17 protein-coding genes, 1 tRNA gene and 1 pseudogene are annotated in these 22457 nt (G+C 71.8%); 12 read left to right on the plus strand and 7 right to left on the minus strand.

Features of this window, described 5'->3' with window-relative positions; translation table 11 throughout:
- Nucleotide 1: 1 nt before the first annotated feature.
- The 5 genes from AB0D93_RS18310 to AB0D93_RS18330 are packed head-to-tail and all read right to left on the minus strand — an operon-like array spanning nt 2 to nt 5553.
- Entirely contained in the window at nt 2–1591 is a 1590-nt protein-coding gene (locus tag AB0D93_RS18310) for a TniQ family protein (protein ID WP_362120420.1), read from the minus strand.
- On the minus strand, nt 1588–2298 hold the full coding sequence (locus tag AB0D93_RS18315) for a hypothetical protein (RefSeq protein ID WP_362120422.1): 711 nt from the start codon (nt 2296–2298) through the stop codon (nt 1588–1590). Before AB0D93_RS18315 ends, AB0D93_RS18310 begins: the two co-directional genes overlap by 4 nt.
- 26 nt (nt 2299–2324) lie before the next feature.
- Entirely contained in the window at nt 2325–2813 is a 489-nt protein-coding gene (locus AB0D93_RS18320) for a hypothetical protein (RefSeq protein WP_362120424.1), read from the minus strand.
- The gene (locus AB0D93_RS18325) at nt 2810–4891 is read right to left on the minus strand and encodes a transposase (protein WP_362120426.1); all 2082 of its coding nucleotides are present in this window, start codon (nt 4889–4891) and stop codon (nt 2810–2812) included. Before AB0D93_RS18325 ends, AB0D93_RS18320 begins: the two co-directional genes overlap by 4 nt.
- The gene (locus tag AB0D93_RS18330; protein ID WP_362120428.1) at nt 4864–5553 is read right to left on the minus strand and encodes a TnsA-like heteromeric transposase endonuclease subunit; all 690 of its coding nucleotides are present in this window, start codon (nt 5551–5553) and stop codon (nt 4864–4866) included. The genes AB0D93_RS18325 and AB0D93_RS18330 overlap by 28 nt, the downstream gene beginning before the upstream one ends.
- Nucleotides 5554–5846: 293 nt before the next feature.
- Between AB0D93_RS18330 and AB0D93_RS18335 the strand changes: the two are divergent.
- The 4 genes and pseudogenes from AB0D93_RS18335 to AB0D93_RS18350 form a co-directional block, all read left to right on the plus strand.
- Nucleotides 5847–6695, plus strand: a pseudogene (locus AB0D93_RS18335) (MFS transporter); the annotation flags it as partial.
- A 69-nt stretch (nt 6696–6764) separates the two neighbouring features.
- Nucleotides 6765–6938, plus strand: coding sequence for a hypothetical protein (locus AB0D93_RS18340; protein WP_014672673.1), 174 nt, complete (start codon nt 6765–6767; stop codon nt 6936–6938).
- Between the two features lie 3 nt (nt 6939–6941).
- Nucleotides 6942–7175 carry a hypothetical protein gene (locus AB0D93_RS18345; protein ID WP_006136074.1) on the plus strand — a complete coding sequence of 78 codons (234 nt, stop codon included), beginning with the start codon at nt 6942–6944 and terminating at the stop codon, nt 7173–7175.
- Nucleotides 7176–7621: 446 nt separating this feature from the next.
- Nucleotides 7622–7694, plus strand: a tRNA-Ala gene (locus tag AB0D93_RS18350).
- A 118-nt stretch (nt 7695–7812) separates the two neighbouring features.
- Here AB0D93_RS18350 and AB0D93_RS18355 read toward each other — a convergent pair.
- Both AB0D93_RS18355 and AB0D93_RS18360 read right to left on the minus strand, forming a co-directional pair.
- Nucleotides 7813–9423 (minus strand): NADH-ubiquinone oxidoreductase-F iron-sulfur binding region domain-containing protein, encoded by a 1611-nt coding sequence (locus AB0D93_RS18355; protein WP_362120431.1) that lies wholly within the window; start codon nt 9421–9423, stop codon nt 7813–7815.
- On the minus strand, nt 9420–10697 hold the full coding sequence (locus AB0D93_RS18360) for a cytochrome b/b6 domain-containing protein (protein ID WP_362120433.1): 1278 nt from the start codon (nt 10695–10697) through the stop codon (nt 9420–9422). Before AB0D93_RS18360 ends, AB0D93_RS18355 begins: the two co-directional genes overlap by 4 nt.
- Nucleotides 10698–11122: 425 nt before the next feature.
- Here AB0D93_RS18360 and leuS point away from each other — a divergent pair, with 425 nt between their 5' ends.
- The 8 genes from leuS to holA all read left to right on the plus strand — a co-directional run bounded on the left by leuS (nt 11123) and on the right by holA (nt 22154).
- On the plus strand, nt 11123–14005 hold the full coding sequence (gene leuS / locus AB0D93_RS18365; protein ID WP_362120435.1) for a leucine--tRNA ligase: 2883 nt from the start codon (nt 11123–11125) through the stop codon (nt 14003–14005).
- A gap of 177 nt (nt 14006–14182) precedes the next feature.
- Nucleotides 14183–14920, plus strand: coding sequence for a hypothetical protein (locus AB0D93_RS18370; RefSeq protein WP_362120437.1), 738 nt, complete (start codon nt 14183–14185; stop codon nt 14918–14920).
- Nucleotides 14921–14991: 71 nt separating this feature from the next.
- Nucleotides 14992–15837 carry a DegV family protein gene (locus AB0D93_RS18375; protein WP_362120440.1) on the plus strand — a complete coding sequence of 282 codons (846 nt, stop codon included), beginning with the start codon at nt 14992–14994 and terminating at the stop codon, nt 15835–15837.
- 118 nt (nt 15838–15955) lie between these two features.
- Nucleotides 15956–17155: a ComEA family DNA-binding protein gene (locus AB0D93_RS18380; protein ID WP_362120442.1), complete on the plus strand. Its 1200-nt coding sequence runs from the start codon at nt 15956–15958 to the stop codon at nt 17153–17155.
- A gap of 158 nt (nt 17156–17313) precedes the next feature.
- Nucleotides 17314–19875, plus strand: coding sequence for a ComEC/Rec2 family competence protein (locus tag AB0D93_RS18385; protein WP_362120444.1), 2562 nt, complete (start codon nt 17314–17316; stop codon nt 19873–19875).
- A gap of 28 nt (nt 19876–19903) precedes the next feature.
- Nucleotides 19904–20740 (plus strand): arylamine N-acetyltransferase, encoded by an 837-nt coding sequence (locus tag AB0D93_RS18390; RefSeq protein ID WP_362120446.1) that lies wholly within the window; start codon nt 19904–19906, stop codon nt 20738–20740.
- Between the two features lie 91 nt (nt 20741–20831).
- Nucleotides 20832–21077, plus strand: a complete 246-nt coding sequence (locus tag AB0D93_RS18395) for a hypothetical protein (protein WP_362120448.1) — start codon at nt 20832–20834, stop codon at nt 21075–21077.
- A gap of 87 nt (nt 21078–21164) precedes the next feature.
- Entirely contained in the window at nt 21165–22154 is a 990-nt protein-coding gene (gene holA, locus AB0D93_RS18400) for a DNA polymerase III subunit delta (protein ID WP_362120450.1), read from the plus strand.
- The last annotated feature ends 303 nt before the right edge of the window (nt 22155–22457 follow it).

Raw genomic sequence — 22457 nt, forward strand, 5'->3', positions numbered from 1 at the left:
GCTACTCCTCGGGCGGGGCGGACGAAGGGCCCAGCGTAGGTCTCGGTCCCGATTCCGCGGCCGGGGGGCGGCCGCCCTCAGGAGCGGTGAGCCTCGTCGAGGAGGACGCCTCGGTGATGGCGGCGATTTCGGCGATGCGGTGAAGTGCGTCCTGGTAGGCGTCCGCGTTGCCTGGCACCTTCTGCCAGGTGCGGATGGTGACCGTCGCGGACTGGAGGGCGCCGGGGGTGATGCCGAGGTAGCGGGCAGCCGCAGCGCGGGATCCGCCACGGGTCATCTGGACGAGGCGGATCGCGGCGTCTCGGCGCAGTTGTCTTGCGGGCCCGTTCAGTTCGTCCAGTGGCCAGGCCCAGGCGTCCGGCAGGAGCTGCGGGATGCCCTTCGGGTCGAGCAGGCCCCGGTGGGTCGGAGGCTGGGGGAAGAGCGCGGGCGGACCGACAGTTCCGTGACGCAGGTGGGTGCTCTCGCCAATGGCGGCGTTCATGCCGGGTGAGCAGTGTGGGGCGAGGCGCTTCAGCCGTCGGTATCCGGCACGGCTGGAGGGGAGCCGGGACAGCACGCGGGCAAGGACTGTCTTGCCGCGCGGGTCGTCGAGGATCCGCACGACGACGGCCATCAGGGCGGCTGCCCGCAGTGGTTCGCCAGGTGGGTGGTCGACGGAGCGAGCCAGCCAGCCGTCTCCTTGAGGTCCGGCTCTTTCGGCGGGTGCTCGATTCAGAGTTTCAGCGTGAGCGGCGACCTCGTCCAGGTGTTCGGCGCTGATGAGGACTTCGGCCGTGGCCGGCCAGGTGCTGCAGATGGCGAGCGTAGTGGCACGGACGTCGTTGAGAAACCGCTGGGGTGAGGTAGGCCCGCCCAGGCTTTCGACCTCCTGCCCGGTCATGGAGCGGGCGGCTGCGGTCAGCCGTTGTTGAGCGTGCATCATCGCCTCGGTAGGCCCTTCGCCGGTGGCGGAAGGATGGTCGAGCTGGTGGGCGCATGCCGGGTCCCGACCGGTGCCGGACCGATGGCGGCATTGCGCCGGGTGGAGGCTGCTACGCGGTGACGGGATGAGCTGGGTGGGTCGCCATCTTCCGTCGGCCCGGTAGCCGTTGGAGAAGGCAGGTGCCTGGCAACTGGGGCACCTCCAGTCGAGAAGGCGATGGTGGCGTGTACAGAGGAATGTGTGCGGGAGGCGCCACGAGCCCCGCCAGACCGACCCGCCGGGAAGATCGGCGGTGTCTGCCAGGCAGTCGGGGCAGTACCGGCTGAATGCCGTGAAGACCCAGCCGTCGTTGGCCATGTCGATATAGCTTTGGTGTCGTCCCAGGTAAACGGGGTGCAGAGGGGGATAGCTTGGAGCCTGCGTCGCGAGGGTGAGCGCGTGAACCTCGGGCAGGCCGAGGCGGCAGACGGTGGCCGTCTGCCGGGCTCGGTTGTCGTCGAGGCGGACGACGTGATGGGTGGGGAACGTCGTCCCGGCGGTGAGCCCGCACCGGTGCGCGAGGTCGAGCGGAGAGATGCCGATGCGGTGGGCGAGACGCAGAAGGTAGCCCGCCAGCAGTTCACCCCGGGCGGGATCCAAACTTCTGGGCAGCGGAGTGTTCGTCATGCCGTGTCCGAGGCTGCGGGGCCGTGATCGTCGAACGCAGAGTTGCGGCGCCGACCGCCGCGCGGTCGGCGGGCAGAGGCCGTGGGGACGACTGGGATCTCGCCTGCCTCGGCGTCGCGGTCGGCACCACCCAGGGTGAGGGGGAGGCTGTCGAGGAGGGTCTCGGTCAGACACTCGGCGCCGCTGGTGACCGCTTCAGTGCACCCGTCCTCGATGAGGCGTTCGAGGAGGCCGACGACGCCGTTGGTGCGGGTGAAGAGGTACTCGGGCATGCGCCCCGAAGTGAGCATGCCCGGCTGGGCGTTCAGCAGCCGGAGGGCTCTCTCCAGGCCGGCGAGGTGGGTAGTCCAGGCGGTGATCTGCTGGTCGGTGTCGTAGCGAAAGCGGTCGAGGTCGACGAGGTCGAAACGGCGCTCGGTCTGGGTGGCCTCAAGGCCGTGCGCGGTGGCGTGCCGGGACGGTGGCAGCACGCTCTGCCCGGATGCCGGATCGAGGCGGCCTTCGCGAAGGAGGCCGGAGGCGGGGATGTCGACGCCGATGAGGACGAGGGTGACGTGCATGCTCATGAACGCGCGGATCAGGTCGAGGGTGTCCTGGTCGTCGGCACGATGCATCCGCAGGCGGGTGATGTCATCGAGGACCAGGACCTTGGTGCCGTGGTCGGTCAGGGACGCGGCGACCTGCCGAATCAGGTCCGGGAGGTCCATGTTTTTCGTCGGTGCCCCGTAGAAGTTCAAGATCGCCTTGCAGGCGCTCTTCGGCTTCGCGGGGTTTGCACATAAGCGACCGGCACCCACAAGTCGCGGGTCCCGGGTGCCGTGTTGGGGTGGATCTGGTGGTGAAGGGCGCGCCAGGAATCCTCGAAGGCGGCCACGATCTCGCAGGTGGTCTCGGTCTTGCCCTGATAGCCACCGCCGCTGATCATCACTCCCGCGCGAGTGGACGGCTTGGCCTTGAAGGCGTTGGTGCGGAGCCGGGCGCTCAGCAGCCGGTCGACCCGCTGGCTCATCGGGGTGTCCAGGAGCGGGAGGTTGGCATGGGTGGCCATCCGGTGCAGGTCATAGGCGGATCGCTCGCGCGCGCTCATCACCCGCCACTGCCCGAGCGACCGCACCGGCGCCGGTGCGAAGCCGCGCCGTGCCCGCCGCCAGGTGTCCCATCCCGCGGCCTGGTCCCGCGCAGCAGGCGCCATCAGCCCGAGCCCTATGCCGACCCGCGTCATGACTTCTCCCCCGCCCAGTCAGTGTCCGCCGCCCCGGGGGCGTCCTGCTCTTCGTCGGGGAGGGGGAAGAGGTTCTTGGCCCTGACGGAGTCGGCCAGGAGTGGCGGGGCCGGCGGCGGGACGGGGACGGCGGCCATCCGGCGGCGCCGTCGGTCTGCCTCCACGGCGGCGGTGGCCTGCCGGTGTAAAGCCCGGGCCTCTTGCAAAGACGGCTCTGGTGGCGGGGCCGGGGCGGGCCGGTCGAGGGCTGCGGCCCGGGCCCGTGCGAGTTCTCGCGCCCGGTCGGTCTTCTGCTGCCGGGTCATCTGGGTCGGCCAGGCATCCACCGGCGTCTTGGCGGCCACCAAGCCGAGGAGTACCGGCAGGAGTTGGGCGTCGCTGCGGGGCTTGAGACCGGCCTTGGCGGCCTGTCGCAGGACGTCCCCAACGCGGGCGTCTGAGAACGCGGGCACCTCCTGGCCGGGCGGGAGCCCGTTCCAGAAGAGTTCGTGCCAGGCTCCGTCCAGCTCAATGAAGACCTGGCGGCAGTCCCGGGGATCGCGGTGCACGGCCCACTTCCCCGCGTGCCGGCCGCCCCGGCCCGACAGGCGGCCCCGGTGGGGTTCGAGGACGGGGCTGCGGGCGCCGTACCAGAGGCCGCCGATCTTCACGCCGCGCCGGGCGTCGATGCGTACGAAGTGCACGGGCAGCAGCTGGTAGTACAGCTCCGGTGGGGGGATCTCCAGGCAGATTCCGTCCCGCGCGGCCGCGGCGGTGAAGAGGGTGTTCGGGCTGTGTCGGCCGCCCGGATCCCAGGCGGGCGCGTACTGGTCGAGCCGCCGGTTTTGCCAGACCTTCACGATCCACGTGGCCAGCAGGTGCTCCATCTCCGACAGCGTCCACGTCGCGTCGCTCTCCGGATCGCAGCCGCGGTCGGCGATGTCGATACCGCGGTAGCCCAGGAGGAGCTCCAGCAGCAGCGACTGGATCCCGGCGAAGGCCCGCTCGCAGGCGGCCTTATCCGGCGGTCGCATCGCCCGGGCTGGCAGCAGATCGATCCCGAGCGTCGCCGCGGCTTGAACGAAGTGGTGGCTCTTGTAGACGGCGCCATGGTCGCTGGTCACCGTCTCGGGAGCAAAGAACGGCAGCCCGGCGACAGGGTGCCCGGCCAGCTCGGCCACCAGCGCCGCCGGGGCGCCGGGGTAGGGCCATTCCGTCTCCGGCCCCCAGTCCGGCCGCATCGGCAGCGGCAGCAGCACATCCCGCAGCAGCATCGCCACCTCCACCGCCGACTCCGCCACCGGCGTGAGCCGGAACGCGACGATCGAGTGGGTGCAGGCGTCCAGCGCAATCGTCAGGTGCACCGTGATCGGCTCGGCGAAGACATCGTCCAGCACCTTCACCGGCAACGGCGTCGTATCGAGGACCACCACCTGCCCCGGCCTGCTGACATGCACCGTGGCCCCAGGCCGCCACGCCGCGGCGGCCGCGGCCGCCGAACGGACGTACCGCTGGCGGCCTCCGCCCGGCCCGAACCACTCCCGCCACACCTTCGACAGGGTCGTGCGGTGCGGAACTTGCACCTCGCGGTCGGGAAAGCGCTCGCGCACGTACTGGTGGATCAGCCGCTCCTTCGAGGTCATGCTCATCCTCGAGCGGTGCAGTGACTCCGCGTGCACCGCCGCGATCGCCTCCTCCACTTCCGGCGTGATGGAACGGTGCCCAGACCGCGCGCGGGTCCACCGGCCGTCGGCAAGCCCGGCGACCCCGTGCTCGGAGTGCTGCGCGGACATCCGCTTCAGCGTGCGGACGCTGATTCGCTCCAGGCCCAGCTGCTTCGCCTCGCGGCCGTCGAGGTCATTCAGCTCGGCGACCTTGGCCAGCCGCCGCTCCGTCAACGTGGTCCATGCGGGATCGAACGCGGGCCGCGGTTCGTCCGGCCGGGCCCAGAACCGGCTCCCGCTCCGGTAGCCGGTCTCGACCTCAAGCAGGTGCTCCTCGCGGATCCGGGCTCGGGCGAGATTGTGCTCGGTGAGGTCCTCTGCCCGGCGTACTTGGCCGCCCTGCTTCATCAGCCCCTCCTCGGCAGGTAGATCCACGACTCGTCTCCCAGCGGCAGGGTCAAGTCCACGGTCAGCCGCCGCGACCAGAGCAGGTGAAGCACGTAGGTCCGCGCGAGTGCCGGCCACGACGTGCCTTCCACGAGCTCGCTCAGCGGTCGCGGCTCATGAGCTACTAGTTCCAGGAGCTCGGGAGCCAGCCCCAGCGGGTCGGACATCGAGCGCCGCCGGGCAGACAGCGCTTCTACCGCGGCCCAGGGCTTCGGCTGCCATCCGGCGACCACGACGTATTGCCATCCGGCGGCTCCGGCCGCTCGTTGGGCAGCGGCGAACTTGACCATGTCGTCCGGCTTGATCAGATCCGCTGGCCGGACGTCGATCAGCAGACCGGTCCCGTGGGCCAGCACCAGATAGTCCGGGGTGTGCCGCACGGCGCCCTGGCGGGTAGCGAACTTCAGGGTGAAAGGCTGCGACAGCAGCTCGTTCACGCCGCCCACAAAATCGAGCGCCAAGAGTAGACGCCGCTCGGCCAAGCTCTCGAAACCATGCAGCCGCCCCGTTGTCGACATGTACGCCAGACCGGGGCGGTGCCGTTGCCCAGCCCGCCAGGTGAACGCGCGCGCGGGGCGCGAAGCCGACCACCTGAAGGTATCGAGATCCCGAACAGGACAGGCGATCTCCCCCTGGGTCGACTTCCACACGGCGACCCACCGGCGGGCCCAGTCGGCACCGGGGTCAGGACCCTCGGGCACCGCCTGTCGGACTGCAAGGTCTGTGAGCGAGCAGCTGTGGGACCAGACCGGATCCCGGTCCGGGTTCGCCTGGTTGAGGGAGGACGCCACAGCACCAGCACACTCGACGGCCAGGCTTTCCGTCAGCAGTACCGCGGAAACTGCCACAAATCTGGCCGCTCCCGCTACTTTGCGGGCCACCTACGCCGCTCAGCGGGGCCAACTAGAGCACTCAGGGGCCAAGTAAAACGCTCAGGCACAGCCGGGTCCTGCCGTCGGGCGGCGGAAGCGGCACGGAGCGGGCGCGTCCGCTCGACCTGCCCGGACTGGTGCTGCTCGGCGCGGCCGTGTCGCTGCTGACGGTGCCGCTGGTCCTCGGGCAGGAGGAGGACTGGCCGCTGTGGTCCTGGCTGTCGCTGGCCGGAGCCGCGGCGCTGTTCGTGCTGTTCTGCGGGTACGAATCCAGGCTGGCCCGGCGCGGCGGCGCCCCGCTCATCGCGCTCAGGGTGCTGCGCCATCCCGGAATCGGCCTGGCGGTCTTCCGGATCCTCGCCGTGATGTCGGTCAACGCGGGCTTCCTCTTCGCGCTGACCCTGCATCTCCAGGGCGGCCTCGGCTACAGCGCGCTGCGCGGCGGGCTCGGCTTCGCGCCGACCGCCGCCGTCTTCGGCACGGTCAGCCTGACCTCGCGGAGGTGGCCCGCGGGCCTGCAGCGGGCCCTGACCCCGGCCGGTTTCGCGCTGACCGCGGTGTCCGTGGGCGTCGTGGGGCTCGCCTTCCACGGGGGCGGCGACGGGGGAGCGGTCCTGTACGCCGGTTACGCGGGCCTGGGAGCCGGACTGGCGCTCGCCTTCAGCCCGACGCTGACCGGCGCGCTCGCCACCGTGCGGCCCGAGGACGCAGCGGACGCCGCCGGTCTGCTGGCGACGGTCACCCAGCTCGGTCAGCTGATCGGCGTTGCGTCTTTCGGCACACTGTTCCTCAACCGGCTTGAGTCAATCGGAGCCCTGCGTTCGTACACCTCTGCGGAGGCGTTCTCGGTGTGTGCCTGGGCGCTGGCCGGAACGGCCGCGGCGGGCGCCGTGTCCGGACTGGTACTGAGGCGTCGCTGACCGTATTGCTCCGGCCGTGGCAGAATCAAACGGCCGGAAGGGGGCGCGGCCCGACGGGAGGGAGTAGCGATGCCTGCGAGCATCCTTGAGGAGGTCGGCCACCTCCTCGGTGCGGCGTTGATACGGGACACGACCACCCGGCTGAGCTGCCCTTCCTGTGGTTCCGCGCATGTCGCCCAGGTCCTCGGCGACAACGGCGGAATCTCCTACGTGTGCACGGCCTGCGGCCACAGCTGGAGCTGATCGATGGGTGCACACAGGCGAAAGTGCGACTGGTGTGGGAGCGGTACACCCATCGTCCGTGACATGGAGCCGATCAATCCCGACTACCAGTACTGGTGCGAGGAATGCGCGCGGGCGCTGATCATAAAAGGCGACCCGATCGAGACGTACCGGGAATTGGAGGGCGAGCCGATCTACGGCCGCCTTCTCGAGGAGCACTGCACACTCAAGCGGTTCTACTCCTTCGTGACGGCCTGACCCCCGCACGTCGTTGCCGAGGCCCCGCAACGACGTGCGGGGTCGGCACGAGAAGCACCGCACCCCGGCCGCTCCGCAGCCGGCCGGGAGCATCAATTCCAGTACTTTCCAGTGCAGTTCGGGGCGCCTGTTTCCGTGCGGTCCGCGCCAGGGGGCGTACGAGCAGAGGACCAGCAGGGTGCCGGGAGCCGCGCTCCTGTGCCCGCGTGTCCGCGGCAGAGGCGCGAGTGGCACGCACCACACCCCGTAGGCCGCTACGCCCCCCGCGCGCGTAGCCGACGCGTTTCCGCGACGGCCCGGCGGCGGGCTGCGGACGACGCGAGCACCGTCACAAAAGCGGACATCAGTCACCGTTCGCCGCGAAGCCGAAACCGATTTGGCGCTGCGTCGCCGGGCCTGTAATGTTTACGTCGTCGCCGGGGGAACCGGGCGAAACAACAGAACAAGGGGCTATAGCTCAGTTGGTAGAGCGCCTGCATGGCATGCAGGAGGTCAGGAGTTCAATTCTCCTTAGCTCCACAGCAGTCGAAGGCGGATCATCCCGATGGATGATCCGCCTTCGGCGTGTTGCGGGAAGGCGCGGCCGCACGAAGGGGGCGGGCCACCCGGCTCGGGTGACCCGCCCCCTCAACTCCGCTCAGCGGCCGAGAGCGCGCCGGCCGCGGCCCTGGGAGACCACCGGAAGGTTGCGGGACGGTGCCTGCCCGCGCGTGTCCTCCTCGATGCGCAGGGCCAGCGCCGGACAGCGACGCACCGCGCGCAGCGCCTTGGCCTCCGCGTAACGCGGCACCTGCGCCTGGGCGACGGTCGGGAAACCGTCGGCGCCGAGTTCGAACACCTCGGGGAGGATGTCGGCGCACAGCCCATGGCCCCGGCACAGCGTCCAGTCGACGTAGATCTTCTGGCGGCTGCCGCCGGTCTCCTCGGGCTCTCCGCCGCCCGGGATGCCCGTCGGGGCCCTGCCTCCTTCGAAGAGCGGCAGAACGCCCTCCACGGGCCGTCCGCAGCCGTTTCCGAGGACATGTGCGGCGAGGTCGTCGGTGAACGCCTTGATCGTCGACTCGAGGAACATCGCCGAGCCGTCCGGATGCGAACACGCGCCCCGGCGCTTGACGTTCTTCGCGACCTGCTTCAGCGCCTCCAGGGCGGCCGGGCCGCCGCCGTTGAGGATGTCCTCCATGCCTCGTGCGGCGGCCGGCAGGCCCAGGTAACACGGGCCGCACTGGCCCGCGCTCTCCTCCGCCAGCCACTGCGCCACCCGCAGCGACTCGCCGAGCGGGCAGGTCTCCTGGCTGATCGGCAGGATGGCGCCCGCGCCCAGCGAACCGCCCACCGCGTCCAGTGAGTTGCGGGAGACGATCGCCTCGTTGACGGTCGCCGCGTCGATCCACTTGCCGTGGTAGCCGCCGGTGAGCACGCCCTGCGGCACCGGCGGGGCGCCGGCCAGCTGCAGCACGTAGCGCAGCGGCACGCCCGTGGGGACCTCGATCACCATCGGGCGGGCGACCGCGCCGGACACGGTGAGCATGACGGTGCCCGGCTCGTCGTACAGGCCGGTGTTGCCGTAGCGCTCCGGGCCGATGCGGGCCGCGATGGCCAGCTGCGCGAACGTCTCCGCGTTCGACAGCAGCGTGGGCGCGCCGCCGACGCCGCTCTGCGAGGCGCTGATCTTGCGGCCGGGCGGGATCGCCGGGCCGCCGTCGACCGAGCGGATCAGCGAGGCGGCGGCGCCGGTGACCATGCGCACCGGGTTGCGCTGCACCCACGCGCGTAGCGCCGATCTACGGCTGTTGCTCAGTCCGCGTTCGGCGAGCGCGGCCTCCATGGAGCGCTGTGTGGACTCGCGTGTGACACCGATCACGAGCGTCCGTGCGCCGAGTGCCTCGGCGCACAGCAGTGCGCCGTCCAGGATCAGGTGCGGGGCGCGGTTGATGAGCACCGTGTCCTTGCGGCAGGCCGGTTCGTCCTCGCTGCCGTTCACCACGACGACCGGCCGCACCCCGCGCTTGATCGCCGACTCGGCGACCGAGCGCAGCTTCTTGTGGAAGGGGAAACCCGCGCCGCCGCGGCCCTTGAGGTTGATGCGTTCGGCGAGTTGCGCGAGCTGCTCGCCGCCGAGTGGGTCGAGCGGCCCGTGCACCTTGAGGTGCATGGGCAGATCGAGCCGTTCCACAAGGTCGAAGCCCGACGTGAGTTGCGGAAGTCCGACGACGCGGACTTCGGGGACGTCGGGCAGGGCCTCGTTCACTTAAAGCCTCCGGACGGCATGTTCCAGGGTTCGCCCGAACCCGGTGTGTCGAAGGACGCGCCGGGCAGCGGTTCGGCAGCGGGACCGCTGTTGTACGTGTCACTGGCGTTGTACGCGCCATAGAGGCCATTTGTCTCACCGGTGTCGTACATGTCACTGCCGCCGTATCCGCCGGCGCCCGGATTGCCATAGACCGGGATGGTGTGGCCGGTGTCCTGGAGCGGGTCGTACGCGGACCGCGGGGCCTCACCGACCGGCGGCGGGGACGGGATCGGCCAGCTGCCCGAGGTGCTGGAGGGGCCGTCCACGCGCGGGATGGCCTCCGTGGACTGCATGTCCAGCGGCAGGTCCATGCGCGCGGTCTGCCCGGCCGCGTACGACGACTGGGAGCGGCCGGGGGTGGAGACGGCGCGGTAGGCGGCCGCGAAGCCCGACGCGGGTTCCGGGGCGGGCGTGGCCGGGGACTGGTACAGCGGCGCGGACGGGGCGGCCGCCGCCCTCGGTTCGCGCCGGCCCTCGAAGCCCGCCGACGCCGACTCGGCCCTCCGGGAGCGGCTCGCGTCCAGCTCCTCGAGTCCGGGCCGCTCCGAGCTGCCGAACAGCGCCACCAGGCGGTCGGCGATCCTGCGTTTGACCGGCCGCGGGGCGGCGCGCAACGCGAGAGCGGCCATCACGCCCAGCAGCGAGAGGCCGTAGGAGATCACGAAGAACGGCTTGGCCGCGCGGCCCGCGTACAGCCCGTGGATCAGCGCCGCACACCAGGCCGGGTAGGCGAGCATGTGCATCGCGCGCCAGCGGGCGGCGACCGGGGCCGGGGTGGCGAAGTTGCTGCGCAGGGCGCCGGTGACGCCCACGAAGATCATCAGCAGGCCGGCCAGCGAGCCCAGTCCGATCAGGCCGCCGATTCCGGTGACACCGAGCGAGAACGGGATGATCGCGCCGATCACCTGCGTGTGGCCGAGCGCGACCTTCGTGGTGATGTGCAGCAGCAGGAAGGCGATCGACGCGACCCCCAGCGTGCGGTGCACCGCCTGGCCGACGATCCGCTGCCGGATGTTCAGGAAGATCCGGTCCTGCGCGAACAGGCCCCAGATGACCGAACAGCTGAGGGAGACCAGGGACAACACGCCCGCGCCGAAGTTCAGGAAGTCGCGGAACTGGTTGCCTCCGACCAGTACGGCCACGGGTATGAGCAGCAGGACGACAGCCGATGCCACCCCGTAGGCCGAGCGGCCCGGTTTGGGGAGGGAGCTGGTACTACGACGAGGGTTCATGGGGGCAACTCCGAGCAGTTTCGGGAAAGCGGTCCCGCTGCCGAACTCTAAGTGGAGCCATACCGATCAGTACGGGGGTTTGAGTTATTGCGTTGTTATCAACGGACAATGCGACTGGGTCGATGTCCCTTAGTGGACGGTACGCGAAGTAATCGTTGACCTTGGTTCAGCTCCCTCCGTGGTTGATGGCATGTCCACAAGGGATACGGAAGCGCGCCGCGGCTTGCTCAAGGCCGTCGCCGCTTGCTCGAGGCCTGCGGTACCCTAACGCCATGCGTGCCGTACGCCTTCTGCTTAGCGGGCCGCGCTGATCAGTACCGACCCCGGGTCGAATCCGTGAGGTCGGCATCGGCGCGGCGTCCCCTCCTGTGCGAGGGGATTTTTCGTTTCCGCAGGCAGAGACGATCGATGGAGCTTTGAGGATCATGAGCGAGACGAACCCCGCTGCCGCCGCCGCCACGTCGGCGGAGGCCGCGCCGCACCGCTACACGGCCGCCATGGCGGCCGAGATCGAGGCACGCTGGCAGGACTTCTGGGACGCCGACGGCACCTACGCGGCACCGAACCCCAAGGGCGACCTGGCGGGCGACCCCGAGCTGGTGACCAAGCCCAAGAAGTTCATCATGGACATGTTCCCGTACCCCTCCGGTGCGGGTCTGCACGTCGGTCACCCGCTGGGATACATCGCCACCGACGTCTTCGCCCGGTTCCAGCGCATGACCGGCCACAACGTCCTGCACACCCTGGGCTTCGACGCCTTCGGCCTGCCCGCCGAGCAGTACGCCGTCCAGACCGGCACGCACCCGCGCGTGTCCACCGACGCCAACATCGAGAACATGAAGGTCCAGCTGCGCCGGCTGGGCCTGGGCCACGACAAGCGCCGGTCCTTCGCCACGATCGACCCGGACTACTACAAGTGGACCCAGTGGATCTTCCTGCAGATCTTCAACTCCTGGTACGACGCCGAGGCGCGGAAGGCCCGCCCGATCTCCGAGCTGATCGCCCAGTTCGAGTCCGGTGAGCGCGCCGTTCCGGGCACCACGCGCGCGTGGAGCGAGCTGAACACCGGCGAGCGCGCCGACGTCCTGGGCGAGTACCGGCTGGCCTACGCCTCCGACGCGCCGGTCAACTGGTGCCCGGGCCTGGGTACCGTGCTGGCCAACGAGGAGGTCACCGCCGACGGCCGCTCCGAGCGCGGCAACTTCCCGGTCTTCAAGGCCAAGCTGCGCCAGTGGAACATGCGCATCACCGCCTACGCCGACCGGCTGCTGGAGGACCTGGAGGCGCTGGACTGGCCCGAGGCCATCAAGCTGCAGCAGCGCAACTGGATCGGCCGCAGCGAGGGCGCCCGCGTCGACTTCCCGATCGACGGCGAGCACATCACGATCTTCACCACCCGTCAGGACACCCTGTTCGGCGCGACCTACATGGTGCTGGCGCCCGAGCACCCGCTGGTGGAGAAGTTCACTCCCGCGGCCTGGCCCGAGGGCACGCACGAGGTGTGGACCGGCGGACACGCCACACCGGGCGAGGCCGTCGCCGCCTACCGCGCGCAGGCCGCCGCCAAGTCGGACGTCGAGCGCCAGGCCGAGGCCAAGGACAAGACCGGCGTGTTCACCGGCGCGTTCGCAACCAACCCGGTCAACGGCGAGCAGATCCCCGTCTTCATCGCCGACTACGTCCTGATGGGCTACGGAACCGGCGCGATCATGGCCGTTCCGGCGCACGACACCCGCGACTTCGCCTTCGCGCGCGCCTTCGAGCTGCCGATCCGCTGTGTGGTCGAGCCGACCGACGGCCGCGGTACCGACACCTCGGCGTGGGACGACGCGTTCGTGGCGTACGAGGCGAAGCTGGTCAATTCGGCGAGCGACGAGGTCTCCCTGGACGGCCTGGGCGTCGCCGAGGCCAAGGCCCGCATCACCGCGTGGCTGCAGGACAAGGGCATCGGCGAGGGCACCGTCAACTTCCGCCTGCGTGACTGGCTGTTCAGCCGTCAGCGCTACTGGGGCGAGCCGTTCCCGATCGTCTACGACGAGGACGGCGTCGCCCACCCGCTGCCCGAGTCGATGCTGCCGCTGGAGCTGCCCGAGGTCGAGGACTACAGCCCGCGCACCTTCGACCCGGACGACGCGAACACCCAGCCCGAGACCCCGCTGTCGCGCAACGAGGAGTGGGTCAACGTCACCCTGGACCTGGGTGACGGGCCGAAGAAGTACCGCCGCGAGACCAACACCATGCCCAACTGGGCGGGTTCCTGCTGGTACGAGTTCCGCTACCTGGACCCGCACAACGAGCGGCAGCTGGTCGACCCCGAGATCGAGCAGTACTGGATGGGCCCGCGCGAGGGCCGGCCGCACGGCGGCGTCGACCTGTACGTCGGCGGCGCCGAGCACGCCGTGCTGCACCTGCTGTACGCGCGCTTCTGGTCCAAGGTCCTGTACGACCTGGGTCACGTGTCGTCGGCCGAGCCGTTCCACAAGCTGTTCAACCAGGGCATGATCCAGGCCTACGTCTACCGCGACAGCCGTGGCATCGCGGTGCCGGCCGCCGAGGTCGAGGAACGGGACGGCGAGTACTACTACCAGGGCGAGAAGGTCTCCCGCCTGCTGGGCAAGATGGGCAAGTCGCTGAAGAACGCGGTGACCCCGGACGAGATCTGCGCCGAGTACGGTGCCGACACCCTGCGCCTGTACGAGATGGCCATGGGTCCGCTGGACGTCTCGCGGCCGTGGGACACGCGTGCGGTGGTCGGCCAGTTCCGGCTGCTGCAGCGGCTGTGGCGCAACATCGTCGACGAGAACACCGGCGAGGTCACCGTCACCGACGCCGAGCCCGACGAGGAGACTCTGCGCGCCCTGCACAAGGCGATCGACGGCGTGCGCCAGGACCTGGAGGGCCTGCGCTTCAACACCGCCATCGCCAAGGTCACCGAGCTGAACAACCATCTGACCAAGGCCGGGACCGCGGTGCCGCGTTCCGTGGCCGAGCCGCTGGTGCTGATGGCCGCCCCGCTGGCCCCGCACATCGCCGAGGAGCTGTGGCGCAGGCTGGGCCGCACCGACTCGGTGGTCCACCAGGACTTCCCGGTCGCCGACCCGGACTACGTCGTGGACGAGACCGTGACCTGCGTCGTGCAGATCAAGGGCAAGGTCAAGGCCCGCCTGGAGGTGCCGCCGTCCATCTCCGAGGAGGAGCTGGAGAAGGTGGCGCTGGCCGACGAGAAGGTCGTTGCGGCGCTGGGCGGCACCGGCATCCGCAAGGTGATCGTCCGGGCGCCGAAGCTGGTGAACATCGTTCCGGCGTGATGAGTGAGGCGGCGGGGGACGACCGGGGGCCTGGTGTGACGGGGCATCGCTCACGACCGGTATCGGGGTAGTCCCCTACGGGCAGGTTCGGGGTTTTTCCGGAACCCCGGGCCTGCCCGCTGCGTTTACCGTGGAAAGCGCAGCGGCGTGTGCCGCACCAGCCGGAGGAGGAGCGTCGTGGAAGCAGTGATCGCCGTGTTCGCCCTGCTCTTCCTGCTCTTCATCGGGCTCGGCGCGTACGCCACGGTCAAGGCGGTCGGCGCCGCCAAGCGCGGGGTGGACCGGACGATCGAGCAGGCCCGCCGCACGGTCGAGGACCACACGCTGCGCGCCAAGTCCTTCGTCCAGATCGGCCCGGCGGCCGAGATCGCGCAGCTGCGGCTCGCACTGCGCACCTCCATGCGTGCCACCCGGGACGCGCTGCGCACGGGCGTGGCCGAGGACGAGTCACTGAAGGAATCCCTCGGTCTCTTCGAGCGGCTCAGCGCGCACGGACACGAGCTGGACGCCGACCTCAGGCGCCTGGAGTCGGAGCCGGACCGGGCCGAGCTCAGCGCACGGCTGCCGGAGCTGCGCAGCCGCACCGAGCGCATCACCAAGTCCGCGGATTCGCTGCGCTGGGCCGTCCGCGACCGGGCGCGCCGCTTCGTCGACGACGATCTGGGCGTCCTCAGCGAGCAGATAGACATCGAGACCGACGCCTTGCGTCACTGGACTCCGGCCGGACCCGGACCGACGCCTGGGCAACGGCCCGGCGAGTCCGCCTGGTCCACTGCCGACGACCCGGCGGCGCAGCACACCCGAGGCCGGGCGTCCCACCCCGGCGAGGAGCAGGCGCCAGAGGCGATCACCCCGCCGTCGCCGCGGCCTGCCTACCCCTGGCAGAAGAAACCCCGCCCCGAGAGCACCACCTGAGCGGGCCACTCCCGCCCGCACCATGGGGGCCGGGCTGCCGCGCGAGCGCTACGGCAGGTAACCTCCAGCTCATGTCCCGCCATGTCGCGATCGTCACCGATTCAACGGCCTACTTGCCGCCGCGGACGATGGAGCGTCACGGCATCACCGCGGTGCCTCTGACCGTGGTCCTCGGTGACCAGGCCCTCGAAGAGGGCACCGAGATCTCCACCCGTTCGCTGGCCCAGGCGCTGCAGAAGCGGCGTTCCGTCACGACCTCGCGCCCCAGCCCCGAGGTGTTCGCGGAAACCTACCGCAGGGTCGCCGAGTCCGGCGCGAACGGCATCGTCTCCCTGCATCTGTCCGCCGAGCTGTCCGGCACCTACGACGCGGCGGTCCTCGCGGCGCGCGAGGCACCAGTACCGGTACGGGTGGTGGACACCGGGATGGTCGCGATGGCCCTCGGCTTCTGCGCGCTCGCCGCGGCCCAGGCAGCAGGGGCGGGCGGCACGGTGGACGAGGCCGTCACGGCCGCCGAGAAGCGGGCCGCGGGCACCTCCGCCTACTTCTACGTCGATACGCTCGACTATCTGCGCCGGGGCGGCCGCATCGGCGCCGCGCAGGCCCTTCTCGGCTCGGCGCTCGCCGTCAAGCCCCTGTTGCAGCTGGACGGCGGCCGCATCGAGTTGCTCGAGAAGGTCCGCACGGCGTCCAAGGCCATCGCGCGTCTGGAGGAGATCGCCGCCGAGCGGGCCGGCGGCGCGGAGGTCGACATCGCCGTCCACCACCTCGCCGCCCCCGAACGGGCCGCCGCGCTCGCCGACCGGCTGCGCGAACGCGTGCCGGGCCTGGCCGACCTCCATGTCAGCGAGGTCGGGGCGGTGATCGGAGCACACACCGGTCCCGGACTCCTCGGAGCCGTGGTCTCCCCCCGCTGACCCTTCAGCCGGCCGACCAATCACTCGTACGGGTGGTGGAGTTGTCCACAACCCGGCGGTCGTCCCCGGGAATTGACCAAGATCATCGCGAATCGGCGAGATGTCTCATCCTCGTCGCATGGCGCTTCGATCACGTTCACGCACAGCCACTCCCACCAGCGGTCCCGGCCGTGGTCCCACTTCGGACGGCCGCGTCCGGCACCGTGCCGGTCTCGGCCACCGCCGCGCCCGTCACCGCCCGCCGGCGCCGGCGGAGGAGCTGCGCCGCCGAGCGGAACTCCTCTTCGGCGAACGAGCCGTACGGTGGCGGGAGTCGGGAAACGGGCCGCCGGAGGGGGAGGCACCCCCGAGTCCGGCGACCGCGACGGCGGCGGAGACCGAAACGGCAACGGGGCCGGTCGCGGGCCGGGCACCCGGGCCGGCCCCGGCGAGGACGCCGGCGCCCCCGACCGCCCCCGGCCCGGTCATCCCTTGGACCGCCGTCCCGGCCGGCGAACCGACGCCGACCGAACCGACGGCGACGGTGAAGCCCGCACCGGCACGGAGCACGCCCCGTGACCTCGATCCATCCGGTGGAGCAGGTCCCTCGCAGCTGCCCGAACCAGTCGGCCCCGGTTGGAGGGAGCGGGCCGGGCTGGCGCTGCGGGAGCGGATGCCCGTCTGGTTGCAGACACGCTATGGCGTGGAGCGGCGGGGAGTGGTGGCACTGGCCGTCGTGCTCGTGGCCGCCGCCGTGTTCGCCGTGCAGCACTTCTGGGCCGGTCGGAGCGAGACCGTGAGTGCCCCTCAAGTCGTACGCGCGCAGACGCCCTTCGTCAGGGAGGGGGCCGACAGGAAGGCCGGTGCGGGCGCGAGTGCCTCGCCGACGCCGGGCGGGCAGATCGTCGTGGACGTCAGCGGCAAGGTCCGCGAACCGGGGATCCGGCGGTTGCCCGCTGGCTCCCGGGTCGCCGACGCGCTGCGAGCGGCCGGCGGTGTCCGTCCGGGTGTGAGCACCGAGGGGCTCAACAGGGCCCGTTTCCTGGTCGACGGCGAACAGGTCGTCGTCGGCGCGCCCGCCGGGGCGGTGGCCCCACCCGGCCCGGTCGGCGGGTCAGCCGGTGCACCGGCCGGCGCCGGTCCCGCGGCGCCCGTCTCCCTCAACACGGCCACGGCGGACCAGCTCGACACGCTGCCCGGAGTCGGTCCGGTACTCGCCCAGCACATCATCGACTACCGCACCCAGCACGGGGGCTTCCGCTCGGTGGACGAACTGCGCGAGGTCAACGGCATCGGGGACCGCCGGTTCAGTGATCTCCGGAACCTGGTACAGCCATGAGCCGCTTGATCGATGACGGGCCGCGCGGGCACGGAAGAAGTGGAGTGCCGACGCGTGCGGGGCGCGCAGGCGGACGGTCAGGTGAAGCGGGGTCCGCGGATGCGGCGGGCAACACCCCTGAGGAGCTGGGGTCCGCAGGCGGCGAGCGGGACGGACCGATGGACCTGCGCCTGGTTCCGCCCGCGCTCGGGGCCTGGGCCACGGCGGCCCTGACGCTGGACACACCCGCGGGCGGGACGGCCGGGATCGTGATCGCCTGCCTGGTGGGCGGGGTCGTGCTGGTGTCGGCACCGAGGTTCCCACGGCTCGGACGAAGCAGCCGGCCGGTGCGGGCCGAGGGGGCGTTCGGGCGGTTCGCGTGGGCCCGTGCCTCGATCGCCGCGGTATTGCTCTGCGTTGCCGCGGCGGCCGCCTCGGCCGGGCTGCACGGGGCGGACGTCCGGCGCGGGCCGGTGCCCGAGCTGGCCCGGCGGTACGCGACCGTGACCGCCGAGGTCGAGGTGAGCGGCGACCCCTGGCTGAGCCGGCCGAGGGTGCGCGGCGATCACGCGGCGCCCGTGGCGGTACTGGCCCGCGCGGAGGTGCGGCGCCTCGAAGGCGGCGACGGGACGAGCGTGCGGACGCGGAGTCCGGTGCTGCTCGTCGTCGACGGGGAGGTTCCGGCACCGCACGGGACCACCACGCGGATCGACGGTTCGGCGAAGGGGCGTGCGGTGGGTTCGGGCGCCCGGGAGGCGCGGCGTGTGCGGGATGCCTGGCTCGGGGTGCTGCCGTCCACGCGGCTGCGAGTGGGCGGGCGGCTGGCGCCCGCGCTGACGGGTGGGGACACCGCCGCCGTGCTGCGGGTGCGCGGCCGGCCGGGGCCGCGGATCGTGGCGGAGCCCAGTGGCCCGCAACGGCTCGCGGGACGGCTCAGGGCCGGGCTGCGGGAGGCGACCGACGGTCTGCCGGCGGACGCGCGGGCGCTCCTTCCCGGGCTGGTCGTCGGGGACACCTCGCGGATCACGCCCGAACTGGACGAGGCCTTCAAGGAGACGGACCTGGCGCACACGCTCGCCGTGTCCGGCAGCAACCTCACCGTCCTGCTCGCGCTGCTCATCGGGCCGCCCGGACTGGCCCAGCTGGCCGAGCGCCGTGGTCTGGCCCCGCGCCTGGGCCTCTCGCTGCGGGCGACCGCACTGTTCGCCGGGGCGCTCACGCTGGCATTCGTGGTCGTGTGCCGACCTGACCCCAGTGTGCTGCGGGCGGCCGCCTGCGGCGCGGTCGCGCTGCTCGCGCTGGCCACCGGGCGCCGCAGATCCCTGGTCCCGGCCCTGGCCGCGGCCGTCCTGCTGCTGGTGCTCTACGACCCTTGGCTGGCGCGCAGTTACGGCTTCCTGCTCTCCGTGCTGGCCACCGGTGCGCTGCTGGTGCTGGCACCCGGCTGGAGCGAGGCACTGCGGCGCCGCCGGGTGCCCCCGAGGCTCGCCGAGGCGCTGGCGGCGGCCGCCGCGGCCCAGGCCGTGTGCGCCCCGGTCACCGCGGTGCTGTCGGCGCGGGTGAGCCTGGTGGCGGTGCCGTGCAACCTGCTGGCCGAGGCGGCGGTGGCGCCGGCCACGGTGCTGGGGTTCGCCGCGCTCGTGACAGCGCCGGTGGCCATGGCTCCGGCCAAGCTGCTGGCCTGGTGCGCGAGTTGGCCGACCGGATGGATCGCCGCAGTGGCCCGGACGGGGGCGGCGCTGCCCGGCGCGGGAGTGGACTGGCCGGGGAGCTGGGCGGGGGCGCTGATACTCGCCGCGGTCACCGTGGCCGTCGTCCTGGTGGGCCGGCGGGTGTCGCGGCATCCGTGGTGGGCAGGGCTGCTCGGGGCGGTGGTCCTGCTGGCGGTGGTGCGGCCGGCGCCGCTGACCCGGGTGATCACGGGCTGGCCGCCGCCCGGCTGGCGGTTCGCGATGTGCGATGTCGGGCAGGGGGATGCGACCGTACTGGCGGCAGGCGCGGGTGCGGGAGTGGTCATCGACGCCGGCCCCGATCCGACGCTGGTCGATCACTGTCTGCGGCAGCTGGGCATCACCCGTGTCCCGTTGCTCGTTCTGACCCATTTCCACGCCGACCATGTGGCGGGACTGGCGGGTGTGCTGCGGGGCCGTTCGGTGGCCGCGATCGAGACCACGGGCTTCGAGGAGCCCGCCGACCAGGCCGAGTTCGTCAGAAGGGAGGCGTCGGCGCGGCACATCCCGGTCACGCGGGCCGTGGCGGGGGAGGAACGGCGCACCGGACCGCTCTCCTGGCGGGTCCTGTGGCCCCCACCGAGCACCCGGCCGCCCTGGGACCCGCGGACCCCGGCATGGCCGGGCCCGGTGCCCGAGCCGGACGGTCCGAACGACGCCAGCGTCGCGATGCTGGTGCGCTCGGGCGGGCTGCGGCTGCTGTTGCTGGGAGACCTCGAACCGCCGGCCCAGCAGGCGTTGGTGCGGTCACCGGCGGCGGCCGAGCTGGCCGGTGTGGACGTACTGAAGGTGGCCCATCACGGCTCGGCCTATCAGGACCCGGACCTGATACGGCTCGCGGCCCCCCGGGTGGCGCTCATTTCCTGCGGCGCCGGCAACCCGTACGGCCATCCCGCACCGGCCACCGTGGCCGCGCTGCGGGCGGGCGGGGCGCTGGTGCTGCGCACCGACCGGGACGGAGGGCTCGCGGTCGCGGGCACGGGAGGGGAGGTGCGGGTGGCACGAGACTGAAGGCCCGGGTGTCGCTCACACTGGGCCCATGGATTCAAGCCGGGTCGACGCCTATCTCCGCCGGATCGGGGCCGAGCGCCCGCAGCGGCCCACCGGCCGGGCGCTCGGCGAACTGCATCTGCGCCAGCTGCGGGCAGTCCCCTTCGAGAACCTGTCGATCCACCTGGGCGAGGAGATCGTGCTGGAGGAGGAGCGGCTGCTGGACAAGGTGATCGACCGCGGGCGGGGTGGCTTCTGCTACGAACTGAACGGCGCGTTCGGCGCGTTGCTCGCCGCTCTCGGTTACGAGGTCGAGCTGCTCGCGGGACGCGTGTACGGCGACGAGGGGCGGCTCGGCATCCCCTACGACCACCTCGCCCTGCGGGTACGGACGGTGGAAGGGGACACCTGGCTCGCCGACGTCGGGTTCGGGGCGCACAGTCACTACCCGCTGAGGTACACGGAGCGCGGGGAGCAGACCGACCCCGGCGGAGTGTTCCGGGTGGTGGAGGCACGGCCGGACGCGGCCGGGGTGCGCGGCGGCGGGTCGGCGGGCGCCGGGGACCTGGACGTCCTGCTCGACGGCAGGCCGCAGTACCGGCTGGAGACGCGGCCCCGGGTGCTCGGGGACTTCGCGGCCGGCGCCTGGTGGCACAGCACCTCGCCGCTGTCGCACTTCACACAGTCGCTGGTCTGCTCACGGGTCACCGAGGACGGCGGGCGCGTCACGCTCAGCGGGCGGGTGCTGAAGACCACGGACGGCGACGGGAAGCGGGAGATACGGGAGTTGGGGACGGACGAGGAGGTGCTGACGGTGTACCGGGAGCGGTTCGGGATCGAGCTGGGCCGTGTGCCGACTGTGCGAAACCGGAACCTGGGGCAGTGATTCGGACCGCAGGACGGTCGAGGCCCGGCCCGTGTGTGAGCGAGAGCCGACCCGGCGGTCCGGTGTTCCCGTGGTGCCGGAGAATGGGCCCGTGAGCGATGTGAGACACGTGCTGGTGCTGCCCGACCGGGATGCCGCCGAGGAGGCGGCAGAGGCGCTCGGGGAGCGGTTCGGGCTGGACGAGGAGCCCCGCCTCGTCCGGGACGCGCTGGCAGGCGAGGACGACGCCGAGGACGCACAGTGGCTCGTGGTCCTGCGGGACGAGGACGAGCGGCTCGACCCGGCGGACCTGGACGAGTTCGCCGCGGAGTGGGACGGCTGGCGCGAGGAGCCCTGACCCCGAGACGGACTCGGGGTCCGTTCGGGGACCGCTCGGGGTGCACGGGCCGACTCGTTGTCAGTGCCGCGTGGGATGCTTTGAGCGATGGCCAGGAAGACTGCGAATGACGACCCTCTCGCCCCGGTGACGCTCGCCGTGGGCCAGGAGGACCTCCTGCTCGACCGTGCCGTGCAGGAGGTGGTGGCCGCCGCCAGGGCCGCCGACGCCGACACGGACGTACGCGACCTCACCCCGGACCAGTTGCAGCCCGGCACACTCGCCGAGCTCACCAGTCCCTCGCTCTTCGCCGAGCGGAAAGTCGTGGTCGTACGCAATGCGCAGGACCTGTCCGCCGACACGGTCAAAGATGTGAAGGCGTATGTCGGGGCGCCCGCCGAGGAGATCACGCTCGTGCTGCTGCACGCGGGCGGGGCCAAGGGCAAGGGCCTGCTGGATGCCGCCCGCAAGGCGGGAGCGCGGGAGGTGGCCTGCCCGAAGATGACCAAGCCGGCCGACCGGCTGGCCTTCGTGCGGGGGGAGTTCCGTTCGTTCGGGCGGTCGGCCACGCCCGAGGCGTGTCAGGCGCTCTGCGACGCCATCGGCAGCGATCTGCGGGAGCTGGCCTCGGCGGTCTCCCAACTGGTCGCCGACGTGGAGGGGACGATCGACGAGGCGGTCGTCGGGCGGTACTACACCGGCCGGGCCGAGGCCTCCAGCTTCACGGTCGCCGACCGGGCCGTGGAGGGGCGTACGGCGGAGGCGCTGGAGGCGCTCAGATGGTCGCTGGCGACGGGGGTGGCGCCGGTGATGATCACCAGCGCGCTGGCCCAGGGCGTGCGGGCGATCGGGAAGCTGTCCTCCGCGCGCGGCGGGCGGCCGGCGGACCTGGCGCGGGAGTTGGGGATGCCGCCGTGGAAGATCGACCGGGTGCGGCAGCAGATGCGGGGATGGACGCCGGACGGGGTCGCGGTGGCGATGCGGGCGATTGCCGAGGCCGACGCGGGTGTGAAGGGCGGGGGCGATGATCCGGAGTACGCGTTGGAGAAGGCCGTCGTGGTGATCGCCCGGGCTGCCCGGTCGCGGGGGCGCGGGTAGGCGCGCCGGGGGCTCTTCCCTGGGCCCCACTCCGTTCCGGGCCCCACTCCGTTCCGGGCCCCACTCGTCCCGGGCTCCACTCCGTTCCGGGCCCCACTCGTTCCGGGCTCCACTCTGTTCCGCCGGGACCTGGCTCGGCGCTGCATTCCGCCGGGACCTGGCTCGGCGCTGCGTCCCGCCGGGCCCCGCTCGGCGCTCCGTGCCGTCGGGACCTGGCTCAGCACTCCGTCCCGCCCGGATCCCGTCCAGTGCTCTCTCCGGCCCCCGCTCAGCACTCCGTCCCGCACGGATCCCGCTCAGCAC

Source organism: Streptomyces sp. NPDC048191, from assembly GCF_040652655.1.
Lineage (GTDB): Bacteria > Actinomycetota > Actinomycetes > Streptomycetales > Streptomycetaceae > Streptomyces.